Consider the following 1,610-nt stretch of genomic DNA (forward strand, 5'->3'; position numbering starts at 1 on the left):
CGATTCTGTTGAAAAAGTAGCTTCAGCGGCAGCCTGCCGATCAGGTGTGCCTGCTGTCGAAGTGGCTGCAAGCCACTTCAGGTTGCCTTTCGGCGTTTCGCTGAGCGTCCTTGCTCAGGTTTGAGGGTTAATTTGAGGGTTTCTGCTTGCAGCAGGCGTACCTATCCCGTGAGCGGTGGCCCTTGAGGCAAAAGCTTGGCCATGCGTCGCAGGTTCTGCACCGTCGCCGCCAAAGTGAATTCGTCAGTGGCACCTGTCAGGCCACGCAGTCGTAAACGGTCGAGTTTCATGATCCGTTTGAGGTGAGCGAAAAGCATCTCCACCTTCTTCCGTTCGCTGCGAGAGATGAGGTATTCCGGTGTCTTGGCGATGCGCCGGGCCACATCGCGGGCGGCCTCATGGATACTACGAACGATCTTCCGATTCGGCGTGTTGGGGCAGCACTTCGCTTTCAACGAGCAGGTAGCGCAGTCGGTTTGGCTGGAGCGGTAGATGATGGTGTTGGCCTTGGTTACCCGCGATCTTTTCTGGGTGAAGGCGCGCCATTCACTGCGTAGCGGTTTGCCGGCTGGGCAGCGATATTCATTGGCTTCCGGATTCCAGTGGAAGTCGTTACTGGAGAGGCTGTCGTCCTTGCGCTCAGTCTTGTCCCACACCGGCACATGCGGCTCGATGTCCTTCTCTTCGACCATCCAGGCCAGCATCGGGGCAGTGCCATAGGCGGTGTCGCCGATGAGGCGTTCCGGTGTTAGGTCGAACTGCGCTTCGACACGCTCGACCATCGTCCTGGTCGAATCGACTTCGGCGGTACGGTGCGCCGGGGTAGCTTCCACGTCCATGATCACGCCGTGCTCAGTGTCGATCAGGTAATTTGTTGAGTAGGCAAAGAAAGCCGGGCCGCCTGGTGCTGCTGTCCAACGGGACTGAGGATCGGTGAGCGAAATTTTCTTGGGAAGAGCTTCAGCCAGCGCCTCTTCATCAAGGGCTTTGAGGTACTCGCGCACGGCGCGGCTGCTGAGAGTTGGATCACGCCAATCGACTTCATCTCCCGCTACCCCACGTTGCCGGCTGGCATCCGCCTTGATGATGCTGGCGTCGACGGCAAAACCTGCGCCCTTGACTAGGCCGGCTGCCATGCAGCGCCGAAGCACCTCCTTGAACAACCAGCGGAACAGATCGCTGTCACGGAAACGGCCATGGCGATTTTTCGAGAAGGTCGAGTGATTGGGTACTTCGTCCTCCAGACCCAGCCGGCAGAACCAGCGATAGGCCAGGTTCAGGTGCACCTCTTCGCACAATCGCCGCTCGGAACGGATGCCATAGCAGTAGCCGACGACCAGCATGCGCACCATCAATTCCGGGTCAATCGAGGGGCGTCCGATGGGGCTATAGAAGTCCGCCAGGTAGGCGCGCAGATCACTGAGATCCAGGCACTGGTCGATGCTGCGCAGGAGGTGTTGAGCCGGGACGTGATCTTCCAGGTTGAACGAGTAGAACAGGCGCTGCTGTCCTCCCGGTAACTGTCCCATCATGCTGTTTGCCCCCACGCTCGCTGAAAGAGCAATTTTGCCAACGGCATTGGGAGGCAGCTACTTTTTCAACAGAATCGG

The 1,610-nt window shown here is 58.6% G+C and carries 1 protein-coding gene; it reads right to left on the reverse strand.

The window, feature by feature from the left end:
• Positions 1-161 precede the first annotated feature (161 nt).
• A complete protein-coding gene (locus tag CYD26_RS24675) occupies positions 162-1,532 on the reverse strand; it encodes a transposase (protein ID WP_102053908.1) in 1,371 nt (456 codons plus the stop codon).
• Positions 1,533-1,610: the final 78 nt, after the last annotated feature.

It is taken from the genome of Pseudomonas sp. FFUP_PS_473 (assembly GCF_002858665.1).
Lineage (GTDB): Bacteria > Pseudomonadota > Gammaproteobacteria > Pseudomonadales > Pseudomonadaceae > Aquipseudomonas > Aquipseudomonas defluvii.

Excerpts from the sequence above, each read along its gene's own strand:
- CYD26_RS24675 (WP_102053908.1), bottom strand. The coding sequence starts at position 1,532 with ATGATGGGACAGTTACCGGGAGGACAGCAGCGCCTGTTCTACTCGTTC.